The sequence below is a fragment of the Planococcus beigongshangi genome, from assembly GCF_016820495.1.
GTDB lineage: Bacteria > Bacillota > Bacilli > Bacillales_A > Planococcaceae > Planococcus > Planococcus beigongshangi.
On the sequence record NZ_JADHDU010000006.1, the window covers coordinates 134,905 to 152,632 of the forward strand.

At 47.3% G+C, this 17,728-nt stretch carries 13 protein-coding genes and 2 riboswitches; of the genes, 12 read left to right on the forward strand and 1 reads right to left on the reverse strand.

Annotated elements, in window-relative coordinates; all coding sequences use genetic code 11:
• Positions 1–13: 13 nt before the first annotated feature.
• Together IQ294_RS13400 and IQ294_RS13405 are read left to right on the forward strand one after the other, a co-directional pair.
• The gene (locus IQ294_RS13400; RefSeq protein WP_203334556.1) at positions 14–1,033 is read left to right on the forward strand and encodes a LacI family DNA-binding transcriptional regulator; all 1,020 of its coding nucleotides are present in this window, start codon (positions 14–16) and stop codon (positions 1,031–1,033) included.
• Between the two features lie 12 nt (positions 1,034–1,045).
• Positions 1,046–2,662, forward strand: coding sequence for a glycoside hydrolase family 13 protein (locus IQ294_RS13405; RefSeq protein WP_203334557.1), 1,617 nt, complete (start codon positions 1,046–1,048; stop codon positions 2,660–2,662).
• 44 nt (positions 2,663–2,706) lie between these two features.
• Here the strand turns inward: IQ294_RS13405 and IQ294_RS13410 are convergent, their stop codons facing one another.
• Positions 2,707–3,987, reverse strand: coding sequence for a glucose-6-phosphate isomerase (locus IQ294_RS13410; protein ID WP_203334558.1), 1,281 nt, complete (start codon positions 3,985–3,987; stop codon positions 2,707–2,709).
• A gap of 243 nt (positions 3,988–4,230) precedes the next feature.
• Between IQ294_RS13410 and IQ294_RS13415 the strand changes: the two genes are divergently transcribed.
• The 10 genes from IQ294_RS13415 (at position 4,231) to IQ294_RS13460 (ending at position 17,522) form a co-directional block, all read left to right on the forward strand.
• Entirely contained in the window at positions 4,231–5,847 is a 1,617-nt protein-coding gene (locus tag IQ294_RS13415) for an alpha-amylase family glycosyl hydrolase (protein ID WP_203334559.1), read from the forward strand.
• A gap of 26 nt (positions 5,848–5,873) precedes the next feature.
• The gene (locus tag IQ294_RS13420) at positions 5,874–6,542 is read left to right on the forward strand and encodes a GNAT family N-acetyltransferase (RefSeq protein ID WP_203334560.1); all 669 of its coding nucleotides are present in this window, start codon (positions 5,874–5,876) and stop codon (positions 6,540–6,542) included.
• Between the two features lie 459 nt (positions 6,543–7,001).
• On the forward strand, positions 7,002–8,471 hold the full coding sequence (locus tag IQ294_RS13425) for a nicotinate phosphoribosyltransferase (RefSeq protein WP_203334561.1): 1,470 nt from the start codon (positions 7,002–7,004) through the stop codon (positions 8,469–8,471).
• Positions 8,472–8,482: 11 nt separating this feature from the next.
• Complete coding sequence (gene nadE, locus IQ294_RS13430) at positions 8,483–9,310, forward strand: NAD(+) synthase (protein WP_203334562.1); 828 nt, start codon at positions 8,483–8,485, stop codon at positions 9,308–9,310.
• A gap of 163 nt (positions 9,311–9,473) precedes the next feature.
• Complete coding sequence (locus IQ294_RS13435; protein WP_203334563.1) at positions 9,474–10,424, forward strand: AAA family ATPase; 951 nt, start codon at positions 9,474–9,476, stop codon at positions 10,422–10,424.
• A 44-nt stretch (positions 10,425–10,468) separates the two neighbouring features.
• The gene (locus IQ294_RS13440; RefSeq protein WP_349291364.1) at positions 10,469–11,635 is read left to right on the forward strand and encodes a DUF58 domain-containing protein; all 1,167 of its coding nucleotides are present in this window, start codon (positions 10,469–10,471) and stop codon (positions 11,633–11,635) included.
• Positions 11,632–13,821, forward strand: a complete 2,190-nt coding sequence (locus tag IQ294_RS13445) for a transglutaminase TgpA family protein (protein ID WP_203334565.1) — start codon at positions 11,632–11,634, stop codon at positions 13,819–13,821. The genes IQ294_RS13440 and IQ294_RS13445 overlap by 4 nt, the downstream gene beginning before the upstream one ends.
• Before the next feature lie 32 nt (positions 13,822–13,853).
• Positions 13,854–13,955, forward strand: a riboswitch (purine riboswitch).
• A 129-nt stretch (positions 13,956–14,084) separates the two neighbouring features.
• Complete coding sequence (gene guaA / locus IQ294_RS13450; RefSeq protein ID WP_203334577.1) at positions 14,085–15,623, forward strand: glutamine-hydrolyzing GMP synthase; 1,539 nt, start codon at positions 14,085–14,087, stop codon at positions 15,621–15,623.
• A gap of 91 nt (positions 15,624–15,714) precedes the next feature.
• Positions 15,715–15,816, forward strand: a riboswitch (purine riboswitch).
• 133 nt (positions 15,817–15,949) lie between these two features.
• Positions 15,950–17,287 (forward strand): NCS2 family permease, encoded by a 1,338-nt coding sequence (locus IQ294_RS13455; protein ID WP_203334566.1) that lies wholly within the window; start codon positions 15,950–15,952, stop codon positions 17,285–17,287.
• A 46-nt stretch (positions 17,288–17,333) separates the two neighbouring features.
• Positions 17,334–17,522, forward strand: a complete 189-nt coding sequence (locus IQ294_RS13460) for a hypothetical protein (protein WP_203334567.1) — start codon at positions 17,334–17,336, stop codon at positions 17,520–17,522.
• Positions 17,523–17,728: the final 206 nt, after the last annotated feature.

Genomic DNA, 17,728 nt, shown 5'->3' on the forward strand with positions numbered 1-17,728 from the left:
AGGGGAGATTCGAATGGCAGTCACGATCAAAGATGTTGCGAAAGCGGCGTCGGTCTCACCGGCAACCGTGTCTCGGGTAATCGCCGATAATCCGCGTATCAGTGAAGATACGAAAAAGAAAGTCCGTGAAACGATGAAGACGCTTGGCTATTATCCGAACTTCCAGGCACGCAACCTTGTCATCCAGAAATCCCAGACCATCGGGGTCATCATGGCCGATTCAGCTACACTGGCTTTTCAGAATCCGTTCTTTCCGGAAGTGCTCCGCGGCATTTCGAGCAGAGCGCATGAAAGCCAGTATGGCCTGTATTTATCGACAGGGGCGACCCCTGAGGAAATCCATGAGGAAGTCATTTCCATGACCCAGGGAAAACGGGTTGACGGCATCATTCTGTTATACTCCCGAATCGGCGACAAAATCATGGAATACCTATACAATAGCAATATTCCTTTTTCAGTAGTCGGACGGCCGGAAGTGCATACGGCGTCAATTTCCTATGTGGATAATGACAATGTCAGCAATTCGGAGGAAGTCGTCAGTTACCTGATCGGCCTTGGCCATCAACGCATCGCTTATGTGGGTGGCGGATTGGAATATGTCGTGTCTCTGGATCGTTTGAAAGGATATAGAAAAGCCCTTGAAAAAGCGGGAATCAGTTATGATCCCGGATTGATCGTCAATCAGTCGATCAGCTCAAGCCTGGAAGAGCAGTCGGTAAAGCGCCTGATGGAATTGGAGCAGCCCCCGACAGCCATCGTCACTCATGACGATCTGGTCGCTTATGAGCTGATCAGTTATCTGCAGGATATGAAAATCGATGTGCCGGGCAACGTGTCCGTATTGAGTTTCAACAATCACTCGCTGTCGGAGCATTTGAAACCGCCGCTCAGCACAGTCGATATTTCGATTTATGAACTCGGTCTTTATTCGGCTGAATTGGTTTTGGAAAAAATAAAAGACAGGGATGCACCAGTCAGAAGAATCACCGTCCCATCCCGGCTGATCGAGAGAGGATCGTGCCGGAGTCTTTGAAAGGATATGGATATGAATAAAAAATGGTGGAAAGAAGCAGTTGCATACGAAGTGTATCCTCGCAGCTTCATGGATTCAAATGGTGACGGCATTGGAGACATCAATGGCGTCACAGCCAAATTGGATTATTTAAAGGAATTGGGAATCGACGTCATCTGGATCTGTCCGATGTATAAATCACCGAATGACGACAACGGCTATGACATCAGCGATTACCACGATATTATGGATGAACTGGGAACGATGGAAGATTTTGACCGCCTGCTTGAAGAAGTCCATGCGCGCGGCATGAAATTGATCATCGACCTGGTCATCAACCATACAAGTGATGAGCATCCCTGGTTCCAGGAATCACGTTCGTCACTCGATAACCCGAAGCGCGACTGGTATATCTGGCGGGATAAGCCGACGAACTGGCAGAGCATTTTCGGCGGGCCGGCGTGGGAATTCGATGAAAAGACAGGGCAATATTATTTGCATATCTTCTCGAAGAAACAGCCGGATCTGAACTGGGAAAATCCTGAAGTCCGAAAAGCGCTGTACAGCATGGTTAATTGGTGGCTTGATAAGGGAGTCGATGGATTCCGCGTCGATGCTATCAGCCACATCAAGAAAGATTTCACAGACCTTCCGCTAGAAGAAGGGAAACCGTATCTGCCGGCATGGGAGAAGATGATGAATGTCGATGGCATCCAGCCGCTCCTCGCAGAATTGCGCGACGAGACGTTTGCGAAATATGACATCATGACGGTCGGCGAAGCGAATGGCGTGTCCGCTGAAGATATCGAGGAATGGATCAGTGAAGAAAACGGCAAGTTCAATATGGTCTTCCAGTTTGAAGACCTTGGCCTCTGGAACACGGATGAGAAAAAAGGCATCAATGTCCCTGAGCTGAAGAGCGTCCTGACACGCTGGCAAAAAGCAGTCGACGGTGTCGGCTGGAACGCCCTTTTCATCGAAAACCATGACAGGCCCCGTTCTGTTTCCACATGGGGCAACGATGGCATCTACTGGCGGGAAAGCGCGACGTCGATGGCCTGCATGTATTTCTTCATGCAGGGCACACCGTTCATCTATCAGGGGCAGGAAATCGGCATGACAAACGCGCCGTTCGAAAAGATCGAGCAATTCAATGATGTCCAGACACATAATCTGTATTTCTATAATCTTGCGGAAGGCATGGAGCATGATGCGGTCATGACGCTGATCAAAGCGACGAGCCGCGACCATTCCCGAACACCGATGCAATGGGACAGCAGTCCGCATGCAGGATTCTCCACGGCTGAACCATGGATCTATACAAACCCGAACCATGAATGGCTGAATGTCGAAGCGCAGAAAAAGAACCCGCATTCTGTGCTGTCGTTCTATAAACAGATGATTGCGTTGCGCAAAAATATGGAAGTATTCGTCTACGGCAGCTATGAATTGGTGGAACTTGGATTTGAAGACGTCTACGCCTATACGCGCGAAGATGAAAATTCAAAAATCCTTGTCGTTTCAAATTTGGGGGCGCAGCGCTACAGATGGAATGAACCGGAAAACTGCGGTATCCTGATTTCCAATTATGAATTGATCGATCCGGCAGAAATCCGGCCGTACGAGGCAAGAGTTTACCAGATCAAATAAGTGCATATAAAAAGGCAGGTCCACTGGGACCTGCCTTTTTTGATTCAATATCCAGGTTTCTTCAATAATTTAAAGATATTATTTTTATAATCTTCAACGCCCGGCTGGTCGAATGGGTTGATATCGAGCAGGTAAGCGCTGTAAGCGCAGGCGATCATATAGAAATAAAACAGGTGGCCAAGATGGAATTCATCCATCTTTTCAATCGTCAAGGTCAGCTGGGGGACGCCGCCTTCCAAGTGGGCAGCTGAAGTGCCTTTATAAGCGACATGGTTGAATTCCTGCAGAGTGATGCCTGCCAGGTAATTTAATTCGTCCCCATCATTTTCCGCTTCAAACACTGTCAGGTCATCATTGCTTTCCCTGACCAGCAGGAAGCTCTCGAATAGATTGCGCGTGCCGTCCTGGATATATTGTCCCATCGAATGCAGATCCGTTGTAAATGAAACCGAAGCAGGGAAGATCCCTTTGCCTTCTTTGCCTTCACTTTCCCCGAATAGTTGCTTCCACCATTCCTGGATATACGATAGTTTCGGTTCAAAGATGGCCATCACTTCCGTCGTGTATCCTTCACTATAAAGATGGTGGCGGGCAGCGGCATAGCGGAGGGCCGCATTGTTTTCAGCATCGAAATCCTTGTAGGCAGCTTCTGCATCTTTTGCGCCGGCCATCAATTGTTCGATCGAGAATCCGGCGGCAGCGATCGGCAGGAGACCGACCGCTGTGAAAACGGAATAGCGGCCGCCCACGTCTTCCGGCACAACAAACCGTTCATAGCCATTTTCAATGGCGAGATTCACCAATGCCCCTTTTTCAGCATCAGTCGTAACGATGATGCGTTCAGCGGCAGCGTCGCCATAACGTTCATCCATATATTTTTTCAGGAACCTGAAAGCGAGTGCCGGTTCTGTCGTTTTGCCGGACTTTGAAATGACATTGACCATTACTTCTTTGCCGTCCAGGTAGGAAAGCAGCTGTTTCAAATATTCACCGCTGACATGATGGCCGGCGAACAGCACTTCTGGCTTCTTATCGCCTTGATCGAAATAAGGGGACAACGAACTCAGCGCAGCTTTCGCACCGAGATAGGAGCCGCCGATGCCGATCACGACCAGAACCTCCGCTTTTTGCTGGATGGACTCTGCGGCATTCTGGATGCGCCGAAGAAATTCCGGTGAAACGGAACTTGGCCAATCGAGCCATCCGAGGAATTCGGAACCCTGCCCTTGTTTATTGATTAAATTTGCATGGATTTCCTGTAATGCGGCTTTCTTTTCATCAGTTAAAACAGTCTCGAAAGTACCTGAATAACTTAGTTCGATCATGCAAAAACTCCCTTTCCGTTTTCTCTCAAGTTTATCATATTAATGCCCGTCTTACATCAGTGGCCTGGTGCTGAATTCTTCATACCCCGACAAAAAAATCGGGCTCTTCGTGCATCAGCTGGAAATGATATTAATCTGCCTCGGAAAGCAGGTTTTTGAGGGCGTTTGGAGAATAGTTAAGTTAATGAAGATATTGATTGAAAAAGGCCGGCTGATCAACCGAATGGAAAGAAGGAGGAAAATGTGAAGAAGACATGGTGGAAGGAAGCGGTCATTTACCAGGTTTATACCCGCAGTTTCAAGGATACAAGCGGGGACGGTGTCGGTGATTTGAACGGGGTGGCTGAAAAGCTGGATTATCTGCAGGAGCTGGGAGTGGATATGCTGTGGCTTTGCCCGATGTATAAGTCGCCGAACGTCGATAATGGCTACGATGTCAGCGATTACCGGGATATCATGGACGAAATGGGAACCATGGCTGATTTTGACAATATGCTGGAAGGGATCCATTCCCGGGGCATGAAGCTGATACTTGACCTGGTCATCAATCATACTAGCGACCAGCATCCCTGGTTTCTCGAATCGAAATCCTCCAGGGACAATCCGAAAAGGGATTGGTATGTCTGGCGCGATAAGCCGACAAACTGGGAAAGCATCTTCGGCGGGCCGGCCTGGACATATGACCCTAAAACTGATCAATATTATCTTCATCTCTATACAAAGAATCAGGTGGATTTGAATTGGGAAAACCCGGAAGTGCGGCGGAGCATCTACGATATGGTCATCTGGTGGATTGAAAAAGGGGTCGACGGTTTCCGGGTGGATGCCATCAATCATCTGAAAAAGGATTATACGGATATGCCAAATCCTGAAGGCGAAAACTACGTCCCTGCATGGGAAAAAATGACGAATGTCGAAGGGCTCCAGGAGTTCCTGACAGAATTGCGGGATGAGACTTTCGCCAGATATGATGTGGTGACTGTGGGGGAAGCGAACAGCGTGAAAGCGGAGCATCTGGCCGAATGGATCAGCGAGGAAGAAGGGAAGTTCAATATGATATTCAGCTTTGAGGCACTGGAAAGCTGGAACACAGACCAGGACGCAGACCGAAATGTTGTCCGCGTCAAAAAAATTTTTGACCAGTGGCAAAAGAAAGCCCATGGCATTGCGTGGAATTCGCTGTACCTTGAAAACCATGACCGCCCTAGGACTGTTTCGACATGGGGCAATGACAAGGAGTATTGGAGAGAAAGTGCCACTGCGCTCGCTTGCATGTATTTTTTCATGCAAGGTACGCCTTTCATCTACCAGGGTCAGGAAATCGGCATGACGAATGCACCTTTCGAAGATATTTCCATGTACCGGGATGTAGAGACGCTGAATTTCTGCCGCTACCAGCAATTGCAGGGCGTTCCTGTGGATGAAATAATGGAGAAGATCAAAAAAATCAGCCGTGACCATGCCCGCACGCCCATGCAGTGGAACAGCGGCAGAAAGGCCGGCTTTACGGAAGGGCAACCGTGGATCAGTCTGAATCCGAATTACACTTGGCTCAACGTGGAAGCGCAGAAAAACGATGGACGGTCGATTCTTTCCTTCTATAAAAAGATGATTGCTTTGCGGAAGAGCTGCGAGTGTCTGCTATATGGCAGCACTGAACTTGCTGAAGTCAATTGTCCGGACGTCTATGCCTATACACGGGAATATGGAAACACGAAAATGCTCATAGTGTCCCATCTGGACAGCGATGGCTGCTCCTGGTCGCTGAAGGGGAAAGGGCAGCTGCTGCTCGCCAATCATGAGGAAATCACAGAAGGCAGGCTGCAGCCTTACGAGGCAAGGGTGTATTTATTGGACTAAATATGAAAGGAAAGGTGAATAGGAAATTGTATTATAAAGAGCAATTTGTTTTCAAAGGCGACGAAGTTAAAAAAGCGGTTGTCCGGAATTACCGGAAAGAGGATTTTGGTGCGATGATCGACATCCAAAGAGAATGTTTTCCACCGCCGTTCCCGAATGAATTGCTATGGAATGAACAGCAATTATCCAATCATCTGGAATATTATCCGGAAGGTGCGCTGTGTGTGGAAATCGATGGCGAATTGGCAGGTTCACTCACAGGAATGCTGGTGACATACGATCTCGGGGATCTCCGGCATACCTGGGAAGAAGTGACGGACCGCGGCTATATCACGACGCATGAACCGGACGGCAATAGTTTTTATATTGTGGATATCGGCATCAAACCGGCATTCCGCAAAATGGAGCTGGGTAGACTCCTGCTGCAGTCCGTTTACGAACGTGTAGTTGAAGACCGTTTGGAGCGGGTGATCGGCGGTGGGCGCATGCCGGGCTATAAAAGGTTTGCCGGTGAAATGTCTGCTGAACAATACGCTGGAAAGGTGCTGGCGGGAGAACTGAAAGATCCGGTGATCACTTTTCTGATGAGGGCAGGCAGGACTCCGGTAGCTGTCATAGAAGGATACCTGGAAGATGAAGATTCAGGGGATCATGCATTATTGATGGAGTGGAAAAATCCTTTCATCGGCAAATGACGGGAGCAGAAGATTCATGGGAATTGGAAAAGGGACGCACCCGATATCGAATCGGGGCGCCCCTTTGTTGGTTTAAGGTAACATTTATATAGCTTGATTCAATTTTTCAACCCTTCAAAAAGGGGAATCATTTCCGTTGAAAGTATTTGCTTTCAGTGCCGCGGTCAGTGTTCCACTGGGTGCTTTCTAACTTAAGCAACGTAAACCCTACCTTCTTTTACGTCCTTGCGATCCTCAAATCGCTCCAGTGTGAATAAGTATTCTCAAAAACATTAATGTAGAATGCCAGATTATCAAATTATCCGTTACCTATGTGTTAACTAGATAATTATTGCATATATTCATTGTGTTTGTCAAGTAGATGACAATTCAGCTGGTTAATGACAGGCATCCGTTTTTGAATTGATTTTATTAGGGTATAATTAATTGAACTTACGAAAAACGGAAGAAGGAGATTTTATGCAGAAAACGAATTATGCGGATGACAGCTTAGCGCTGCACACGGATTTATACCAGATCAATATGGTGGAATCATACTGGGCAGATGGCATGCATGAACGGAAAGCTGTGTTTGAACTGTTTTTCCGCAAACTCCCATTCGGAAACGGCTATGCGATTTTTGCAGGGCTTGAACGGATTCTTGATTACCTGAAAAATTTCAGGTTCACCGATTCGGATCTGGCATACCTGAAAGAAGCCGGGTATCAGGATGATTTTCTGGATTACCTTAAAACCATCCGCTTCAATGGTGATGTCCATTCGGTTGTTGAAGGGGAACTGGTTTTTCAGAATGAACCGCTGCTGCGCATCGAAGCGACATTGGCAGAAGCTCAATTGATCGAAACTGCGCTTCTCAATATCGTCAATTATCAAACCTTGATTGCGACAAAAGCCAGCCGCATCAAGCAAATTGTCAAAGAAGACCGGGTCATGGAATTCGGTACCCGGCGTGCACAGGAAATGGACGCAGCTATTTGGGGGTCACGCGCTGCATTTATCGGAGGCCTTGAGGCCACGAGCAATGTCCGTGCCGGAAAATTATTCGGCATCCCGATTGCCGGGACTCATGCGCATTCGATGGTACAGGCCTATAAAGACGAATACGAAGCATTTCATTCCTATGCAAAACGGCATAAAAATTGCGTCTTCCTGGTGGATACATACGATACGTTGAAATCGGGCCTGCCGATCGCCATTCAAGTTGCAAAGGAATTAGGAGATAAGATCAATTTCCAGGGCATCCGACTCGACAGCGGCGACATCGCCTTCCTGTCGAAAGAAGCGAGGAAAATGCTTGATGAAGCCGGTTTTCCGGATGCGGAAGTGGTCGTGTCGAACGATTTGGATGAATACACGATCCTTAACCTGAAAGCGCAAGGCGCTCAAGTGGATTCCTGGGGCATCGGTACAAAACTGATCACAGCCTATGACCAGCCGGCACTGGGCGCTGTCTACAAAATTGTCGCGATTGAAAACGACAGCGGAGAGATGGAAGATACGATTAAAATTTCCGGCAATGCAGAGAAAGTGACGACGCCGGGGCTGAAAAAAGTTTACCGGATCATAGACCGGGAAAACGGGAAATCAGAAGGGGATTATATAACGCTTGCCGATGAAAATCCAGAAACGGAGGAACGCCTGAAGATGTTCCATCCGGTCCACACCTATGTATCGAAGTTCGTCACCAATTTCGATGCAGTGAATATCCATGCACTGGTGGTGGAAAATGGGGAAATTGTTTACGAATCTCCTTCAATCCAAGAAATACAGAGTTATGCCAATAAAAGCTTGGATTTACTTTGGGATGAATACAAGCGTTCGCTGAACCCAGAGGAATATCCCGTCGATCTCAGCCAGAAATGCTGGGACAACAAGATGCGGAATATCCAGGAAGTCAGGGAATCCATTCAAGCTTTCTCAAATCGATAGGAGGAATTTCCATGTCACAATTACAACAGCAAATCATTGAAGAAATGAAAGTCCAGCCGGAGATCAACCCGCGCGAGGAAATCGAACGGACCGTCAATTTCCTGAAGGAATATTTAAAGAAGCATTCATTCCTGAAAGGATTTGTGCTCGGGGTTTCAGGCGGCCAGGATTCCACATTGGCCGGCAAATTGGCTCAGATGGCTGTCGATCAATTGAATGAGGAAACCGGCAGCGATGAATACAGTTTCTATGCGTTAAGATTGCCTTACGGTGAACAATTTGATGAGCATGATGCACAGGATGCGCTCAAATTCATCAATCCGACAGAGACACTTACCATCAATATAAAAGAATCAGTGGACGCCAGCGAACGGGCATTGAAGCAGGCCGGTGTGGAACTGACGGATTTTGCGAAAGGCAATGAAAAAGCGAGGGAGCGGATGAAAGCCCAGTTTTCCGTTGCTGCGATGAGAAATGCAGTGGTTCTCGGAACAGATCATGCAGCCGAAGCGATTACCGGCTTTTATACGAAATACGGCGATGGCGCAGCGGACCTTACGCCGCTCTTCCGGCTCAATAAAAGACAAGGCAAGCAATTGCTTAAAGAATTGGGATCTCCGGAACACCTGTATACGAAAGTCCCAACCGCAGACCTTGAAGAAGATAAGCCGGCTGTCCCGGACGAAGTGGCCCTCGGAATCACTTATGATATGATCGATGATTACCTGGAAGGCAAGGAAATTCCTGATGAAGCCCGTGAAAAATTGGAAGGCTATTATCTGAAGACAAGACATAAGCGTGCCCTTCCCATCACGATTTTCGATGAGTTCTGGAAGTGAATCTAGATTAACGGAAGACCCTTCTTTTGAAGGGTCTTTCAATATGTAAAAATACCCGTCTTTCATTGCGGGACAGTTGAGTTATTGCGTATTATTCGTTATGCTAATGAGTAACAATGTGACAATTCAAAAAATTTTTTGTCACCCGATGGGGGAAATGATGATGAATCCGAAAGAACAGCTAAGTAAAGTAATTGATAATATTGAAAAAGTCATTATCGGCAAGCGGGATATCGTTGAATTGAGCATGGTGGCGATGCTGTCGCACGGCCACGTGCTGCTGGAAGACGTTCCCGGCGTCGGCAAGACGATGCTCGTCCGGGCACTGGCGAAATCCGTCGGTGCCGATTTTAAGCGGATTCAGTTTACACCGGATTTATTGCCGTCCGATGTAGTCGGGGTTTCGATCTATAACCCGAAAGACATGGAGTTCAATTTCCGCCCGGGCCCGATCATGGGCAATATCATATTGGCTGATGAAATCAACCGTACCTCCCCGAAAACACAGTCTTCCCTGCTCGAAGCAATGGAAGAAGCTTCTGTTACCATCGACGGCGTTACGATGCACATTCCCAAACCTTTCTTTGTAATGGCGACACAGAACCCGATTGAATATGAAGGAACTTATCCACTGCCGGAAGCGCAGCTGGACCGCTTTCTCCTGAAGATAAAAATGGGCTACCCGACACCGAAAGAGGAAATGGAAGTGTTGAACCGTTCACAGTTATCGATGCCGATCGAAGACTTGCAATCGGTCATTTCACTGGAAGAATTGCTGGAACTGCAGCGCCAGGCCAAAAACATTACAGTGGATGAAACGATCCGCAGTTATATTGTCGATCTGGCGAGGCAGACCCGCGTAGATCCATATGTCTATCTTGGCGTCAGTCCGCGTGGCTCGATCGCTTTGATGAAATCTGCTCAAGCATATGCTTTGTTGAAAGGACGTGACTTTGTCACGCCTGACGATGTGCAATATTTGGCGAAATTCGTATTTGGCCACCGCATCATGCTCCGTTCCGAGGCCAGGTATGATGGGATATCGGCTGAAGAAATCACGGAACGTATCCTGACGAAAACAAAAGTGCCTGTCCAAAGGCTAGTCGGCCAATGAAAAGAGTTAAAAAGGCCCTTTCTTCATGGGGGAGAATAATTTTTGTGGTGTTCATTTTACTGTTGACCTTTTCGTTTGCGATGTTCCAGGGCGGCTTCGTCAGCTGGTTCATCTTTTATATGGCGCTCCCTTTTGTGCTGTATTCCCTGCTGCTGATTTTCTATCCGATGAAAGATATCACTTTAAGCCGCCAGATTCACACAGCACAGATCCGAAGAGGGCAAAACTACTCGGCAACGGTTTATTTCAATCGCAATTTTTCTTTCCCTCTTCTATATACAGTGTTAACCGAAAAAACGAATTCTGTTGCACTCCGTAAATTGAACCCGAAGGAAAACCGGACATTATTCATGCCGGGCTTTAAAAAATCCCACACCTGGCATTATGAAATTGAAGATATGCCGAGAGGGGAGCATGTGCTTGAAGGCATCGAAATCGAAATCGCCGATTTTTTCGGATGGACCAAAAAGACGAAACTGTTTCCTGTGAAGCAGACCATCCTCGTGTACCCGAGAACGGTGGATATCCCGTACCGCGCTTTGGAATCGAGTTATGATCAGGGCGCAATGGCCGCGCCGCATACCTTGGTGAAAGATACGACCATGGCGACGGGCATACGCGATTATCAGCCGGGGGACCGTGTCTCCTGGATTCACTGGAAGTCGTTCGCCAAAACCCAGACGCTGCGCACGAAGGAATTCGAAGACCGGCAGGCTGAAGATTTATTTCTTCTGGACGACCGTAAGCCTTCCGATAAATTCGAGTCGCAGGTAGAACTCACTGCCTCCTTATTGCAGTCCATCGTCAGGGGGAATTCGAGCGCTGCTTATTTGTCCATCGGCAGCACCGTGGATTCTTTTCCGGTCATTCATTCGGAAGAGCATCTGCAGCGTGTCATGTATCATTTGACGAAAGTGCTTCCTGACCTGGACCGCCCCGCTGAGGAAGTGGCCAATCGGGACCTGCAGCAGATCCGCGCTACGACGCTGATTTATGTTACGACGAAACTGACGGTGGAAATGGTCGAAGCCATTCAGCGGAATGTGCGGAACCTTCATACATGCATGTGTCTAGTAATCACGAATAAAGACGAAAAACTCGGCAAAGCAGAAGAAGCTGCGCGCCAGTTTGCGATATCAAAAGGCTTTCTCGTGAAATCTGTTGCCCCGGAAAACTTTGCTACAGTCTTTACGGAGGTGAGCCGCAAATGAGTTCAGTAAGAAAGAATAAGGCCTTCATGGCGATATTATACATTCTCGTATTTCTGTTGCTGACAGAATGGCTGACCCCGGTCATCACCTTGACGGATACCGGCCATAAAAACTTATTTCTGATTTTTATCGGCATAAGCCTGGTCATGGCGCTGCTTCAAGTGCATTGGGCTATATCCGCTGGAGTAAAAATCCTCTATATAACCTGGTTCCTGATCCATGTTTATACAGAAACGGCCTTTTTCTCAATCGACGCAATATCATACATACTGTCTGATCTGCGCGTCAATTTCGAAGCATTATTTGCACAGGACTGGGCGATGACTACGGATATCTTCAGGACTGTGCTGTTCTTCAGTTTATTGTGGATGGCCGTCTACCTGATCCATTATTGGGTGGGTTTCCGCCTCAGCATTTTCCTGTTTTATATCCTGACCGTCGTATTCATTGCAGTCCTCGATACATTCAGTCCGTATAATGGAGATACCGCAATTATCCGGATCATGGTCGTCGGGCTGATGCTGGCAGGTCTTCTGCATTTGGCCAGATGGCTCGAAGGCCACCGCATCAATGAAACCATGGACCGGCTTGCAGGTTTCATCATCCCCTTATTCCTGATGGTGGCCGCGTCTACGGCAATTGCACTTTATTTGCCGAAAGCAGGTCCGATCTGGCCGGATCCGGTCCCTTATATCACATCCTTTTCAGGTGAAGGCGGACCGGGTCCGGGTACAGTCGGCCGCATCGGTTACGGCGTCGACGATTCGGAGCTCGGCGGCTCTTTCGTCGGTGATGATACCCCCGCCTTCCAGGTGGAAGTGGAAGACGGGCAATATTGGAAAGTGGAAACGAAAGATACTTATACAACGAAAGGCTGGGAACTGAGTGAAGAGGTCGCAGAGCCAGTGGTATACGGCAATGGGGAACGCATCTCGACAGAATTCGAACCCGGCACAGAAGAAGAATCGGTAAATGCTGTACTTGATATGGAACAGGATTTCCCGTTCATTCTTTATCCATACGGTACGGAGACGATTCAGATGGACGGGGAATTCAGCTACAGTTACGCCCCGACCGACCAGAAAATCCAGCCACTGCTGAGCGGTGCGCCTGTCGAACCGGAAAGGGTGGAACTCCAATTCAACGAACCGACTTACAGTTTGACTGGCCTCCGGGAAACGACGGTAGAGAAGCTGGCGGAATTGCCGCCTGAATTTGACCGCTATAAACAGCTGCCGGAAGAATTGCCGCAGCGGGTCAGAGACCTGGCTGCAGAAATTACGATGAATTCCGAAACGGTTTATGACCAAGCGCGGGCCATTGAAAACTATTTCGAACGAAATGGATTTGAATACAGCCTGACTGATATTCCGGTGCCGGAAGAAGACCAGGATTACGTGGATCAATTCCTTTTTGATACCAAACGGGGTTATTGTGACAACTTTTCCACTTCGATGGTCGTCTTGCTGCGCAGCTTGGATATCCCGGCACGCTGGGTGAAAGGTTTCAATGAAGGTGTGCAGATCGACGTCGAAACGGACAGCGACAGCGAAATCTATCAGGTCACCAACAATAATGCCCATTCATGGGTCGAAGCATATATGCCGGGTGTCGGCTGGATGCTGTTTGAACCGACCATCGGATTCACCGGCACATCGCAAATAGATTTTGACCTTGATATCGAAACTTCCGATCCCGAGGAGCAGGAACTTCCTGATCGTCCGGAACAACCGGAAGTCGAAGACCAGGATGAAGCTGCGGCAGCGGCAAATAACAATGGTCCGAGCTTCTGGGAGCGGACAGGCGATTTTATAGCTGACAATAAAGGCGCTTTCATATTCGGGGCAATTGCCTTCCTGCTGCTGGCGACAGTGATGTTCATCAAGCGGCATAAATGGCTGCCCAAAATATTGGTTCCATATTACAACAGAAGAAATGGGAAGCAGACATTTGAAAAAGCGTACCTGCGTTTATTGAAGCAATTGGATCTATACGGCATCAAACGGCAGGAGGGACAGACTTTGATGTCCTATGCCCGCTATATCGATGCGTTTTTCGGAACAAAAGAAATGACCCGTCTCACGGCTTCCTATGAGCAGGCGGTCTACGGCGGAGAGCCCGAAACTGTTGACTGGCATGAATTGAAGGAAAGTTGGGAAAACTTAATCAATCGCACAAGCAGTTGATTTTGAGCGGGCTAGCTTGTACAATTGAGAAAATTATAAAGTACAGGTGCCCTCATATATGTCCGGTGATATGGATCGGATGTCTCTACCAAGTCCCCGGAAATGACTTGACTATGAAGGCGGATGCCGCATGCTTATTTTTGCATGGGGCTTCGCCTTTTTTGATGTAGAGCAAAAGAACGCGAGGAGCTTTTTCGCGTTCTTTTATTATTTTGGCGCTTTGAAATCGATCAGAAGAGGTGAAGGTTTTGCCAGTCAGTCCAATGTTGAAAGAGCAAAGTAAAATCGTCGTTTTAGATTTCGGCAGTCAGTACAACCAATTGATCACACGTCGCATCCGTGAACTTGGTATCTACAGTGAGCTCCATCCACACACGGTCACAGCCGAAGAAATCAAAGAAATGAACGCGACAGGAATCATTTTCTCCGGTGGACCGAATTCGGTCTACGATAAAAACGCATTCTCAATCGATGATGCGATATTCGAAATGGGTCTCCCGATTTTAGGGATTTGTTATGGTATGCAATTGATGGCGCTGCATTTGAAAGGCGACGTCAAGAAAGCGCAAAACCGTGAATACGGTAAAGCGGAATTGACATTGATAAAAGAAAGCAAGCTGTTTGCCGGAATGCCGGATGAGCAGATTGTCTGGATGAGCCACGGCGACCTTGTAACAGAAGCGCCTCCTGGATTCGATGTAATCGGAACAAGTGCAAGCTGTCCGATCGCTTCGATGGCGGATGAGTCAAGAGGATTCTACGGCGTCCAATTCCATCCGGAAGTCCGCCACTCCATATACGGCACAGAATTGCTCCGTCAATTCGTTTTCGATATCTGCGGCATGAAAGCCGACTGGTCGATGGAAAATTTCATCGAACTTGAAATTGAAAAGATCCGTGAAGAAGTCGGCGACAAAAAAGTTCTATGTGCTTTGAGTGGAGGAGTCGACTCGTCAGTCGTAGCTGTTCTGATCCATAAAGCGATCGGTGACCAATTGACATGCATGTTTGTCGACCACGGCCTGCTCCGTAAAGGGGAAGCGGAAAGTGTCATGAAGACATTCGCTGACGGCTTCAATATGAACGTCATTAAAATTGATGCACGCGACCGTTTCATGAAGAAACTTGAAGGCGTTACGGATCCGGAGACAAAACGTAAAATCATCGGCAACGAATTCATTTACGTTTTTGATGATGAAGCATCAAAACTCGAAGGAATGGATTTCCTTGCTCAAGGAACGCTTTACACGGATATCATCGAAAGCGGCACAACTACTGCGCAGACGATCAAATCTCACCACAATGTCGGCGGCCTGCCGGATGACATGCAGTTCAAACTGATCGAACCATTGAATACTTTATTCAAAGACGAAGTTCGTGTCCTTGGCAGTGAACTTGGCATGCCGGACGAAATCGTCTGGCGCCAGCCTTTCCCGGGACCTGGTCTCGGAATTCGTATCATGGGAGCGGTGACTGAAGAGAAGCTAGAAATCGTCCGTGAATCTGACTGGATCCTTCGTGATGAAATAAGCAAAGCTGGATTAGACCGCGACATCTGGCAATACTTCACCGTGTTGCCTGATATCCGCAGCGTCGGTGTTATGGGAGATGCACGCACATACGATTATGCAATCGGAATTCGTGCAGTAACGTCTATTGATGGAATGACTTCTGACTGGGCACGTATCCCGTGGGATGTGCTTGAGAAAATCAGTGTGAGACTCGTCAACGAAGTGGACCACATCAACCGCGTCTTATACGATATTACAAGCAAGCCGCCAGCAACGATCGAATGGGAATAGAAATTAAAGGCATATACGAACTTAAGTTGAATTTTATTCATTAATGTTCGTGATTGGCCTTGTTTCATCTCCGTACGTGTGTTATTCTACAATAGAAATCAAATAACGCTGTCGTATAATGTCGGGGATATGGCCCGAAAGTTTCTACCGAGTTACCGTAAATGACTCGACTACGATTTAAGATTGAGCTGCCTTTTAGAAGGAGCTCGAACTTTTCTGGAATAGTCTTTTCAGAAATATTAAATCGAAGGACGCATACGGCATTGGGCTGTATGCGTCTTTTTGTTTTAATCGCATGCACGGCAGCACGCGGAGGAAATATGAAAATGAAGAAATTCTTTCAGTTCGAAGAGTTAGGGACAAATTACCGCAGGGAGATCATCGGTGGATTAACGACGTTTTTGGCTATGGCTTATATTCTGGTAGTCAATCCGCTGACGCTGACGCTCGATTCAGTACCTGATCTTCCGGATTCCATGAGAATGGATTACGGTGCAGTCTTTATGGCTACAGCGTTGGCTGCGGCTCTAGGGTCCATATTAATGGGAGTGTTAGCCAAATACCCGATAGCGCTGGCACCGGGTATGGGATTAAACGCATTTTTCGCCTATACAGTTATCCTGACATACGGAATTCCATGGCAGACTGCATTGACCGGCGTTCTTTTTTCAGGTCTTATCTTTATCGCCCTTACTCTGACCGGTTTACGGGAAACGATCATAAATGCGATTCCAGCCGAATTAAAATATGCGGTTGGGGCAGGTATCGGCCTTTATATCACATTTATCGGATTACAGAATGCTGAAATCATCGTAGGCAACCCGGATACGATGGTGGGGCTTGGCGATTTGACAAACCCTTCAACGCTTCTTGCTATTTTCGGTTTAGTGGTTACGGTAATTTTCATGGTCCGCGGCTTTAAAGGCGGTATTTTCTTCGGGATCCTGATTGCTGCTGTCGTTGGGATGATCTTTGGTATCGTCAATCTGCCGAGTGCGGTCATCGATTTGGATATACCGGATATGGCACCGACATTCGGTGTGGCACTTGAACCGATCTTCAACGATTTCGGATCGTTAATGAATATTCAATTCCTTGTAGTCGTGCTAACCTTCCTATTCGTTGATTTCTTCGATACAGCTGGAACTTTGGTGGCAGTCGCCAATCAGGCGGGCTTGATGAAAGACAACAAACTGCCAAGAGCCGGCAAAGCGCTTCTTGCCGATTCGATTGCAACCGTCGGTGGGGCGATTTTCGGGACTTCAACCACCACGTCCTATATCGAATCCACATCCGGGGTTGCTGCTGGTGCGAAGTCAGGTTTTGCGTCAGTTGTAACAGGTGTCCTGTTCCTGGTAGCGATTCTGTTCTATCCGTTGCTTGAGGTGATTACAAGTGCAGTTACAGCGCCGGCATTAATCATAGTCGGTGTACTGATGGTATCGGCGCTTGGTTTGATCGACTGGAACCGGTTTGAAATTGCGGTGCCGGCTTTCCTCACCATCATCGCTATGCCACTTGGCTACAGCATCGCAACCGGAATCGCAATCGGATTTATATTCTACCCGATTACAATGATCACAGCAGGCAAGTGGAAACAGGTTCATCCGATCATGTACGGACTGTTCGTGATATTCGTATTGTATTTCATCTTCCTTGTCTAAATTATTCATTGAGAAAACCCGCCGAATTTCCGGCGGGTTTTTCTTTATGGATATTTATATAGAAGAAAGCCGAAATTTCCTGGCAATAAAATATGGCGAAGGATCTTCTGGAGATTTTTCTTCAGCAGGTCTGAAAAGAATTCAGGCATTTATTTTTGAAGGATCTATAATGGATGAATTGGTTTTGGATTTCAAAAAAATAAATGTCCTATTCAATGGAAGAACCTGTTTCTGAATTACAGTAATTTATAACAGCGCCAGAGCTTTGCATGTAAAGGAATATATTCCTTTCAAACTTGTTACGCGAATGTAATGTAATTTGCTGAAAATTCTGTTATAATGATTTTAGTGACTCTCTATAAATACTTTCATCTTTTTGTTGACTTCTTATTTGTCAGCTGTTATATTTATAAAGTCGCCAATGAGCGCGGCAATAAATTT

Bases quoted from the DNA above. Each gene is read 5' to 3' on its own strand.
- IQ294_RS13400 (WP_203334556.1), top strand. From the start codon at position 14: ATGGCAGTCACGATCAAAGATGTTGCGAAAGCGGCGTCGGTCTCACCG.
- IQ294_RS13405 (WP_203334557.1), top strand. From the start codon at position 1,046: ATGAATAAAAAATGGTGGAAAGAAGCAGTTGCATACGAAGTGTATCCT.
- IQ294_RS13410 (WP_203334558.1), bottom strand. From the start codon at position 3,987: ATGATCGAACTAAGTTATTCAGGTACTTTCGAGACTGTTTTAACTGAT.
- IQ294_RS13425 (WP_203334561.1), top strand. From the start codon at position 7,002: ATGCAGAAAACGAATTATGCGGATGACAGCTTAGCGCTGCACACGGAT.
- nadE (WP_203334562.1), top strand. From the start codon at position 8,483: ATGTCACAATTACAACAGCAAATCATTGAAGAAATGAAAGTCCAGCCG.
- IQ294_RS13435 (WP_203334563.1), top strand. From the start codon at position 9,474: ATGAATCCGAAAGAACAGCTAAGTAAAGTAATTGATAATATTGAAAAA.
- IQ294_RS13445 (WP_203334565.1), top strand. From the start codon at position 11,632: ATGAGTTCAGTAAGAAAGAATAAGGCCTTCATGGCGATATTATACATT.
- guaA (WP_203334577.1), top strand. From the start codon at position 14,085: ATGTTGAAAGAGCAAAGTAAAATCGTCGTTTTAGATTTCGGCAGTCAG.
- IQ294_RS13455 (WP_203334566.1), top strand. From the start codon at position 15,950: ATGAAGAAATTCTTTCAGTTCGAAGAGTTAGGGACAAATTACCGCAGG.
- IQ294_RS13460 (WP_203334567.1), top strand. From the start codon at position 17,334: ATGGATATTTATATAGAAGAAAGCCGAAATTTCCTGGCAATAAAATAT.